Below are 228 nucleotides of genomic sequence, written 5' to 3' on the forward strand. Positions count from 1 at the left end.
ATCCGGCCATGGAAGATTTTTGTCTAGATATCGTCATTGGCAAAGGCCCAACTGCTAGATCGGTTCGATTAGATTTGCCGCCGTTTACGTTAGTGGGCGCGACAACGCGTGCAGGAATGCTCTCATCCCCATTACGCGACCGTTTTGGCGTAATGGCAAGGCTTGAGTATTACAAACCTGAAGAACTGGCTCAAATTGTGGAACGTTCCGCCACCGTTTTCCAAGCGA

The 228-nt window shown here is 50.0% G+C and carries 1 pseudogene; it reads left to right on the forward strand.

The features are described 5' to 3' along the window. Positions 1 to 228 (forward strand): annotated as a pseudogene (locus CHH91_RS19315) (Holliday junction branch migration DNA helicase RuvB); the annotation flags it as partial.

Origin of the sequence: Virgibacillus sp. 7505 (assembly GCF_002272135.1) — a bacterium.
Taxonomy (GTDB): domain Bacteria; phylum Bacillota; class Bacilli; order Bacillales; family Amphibacillaceae; genus Terribacillus.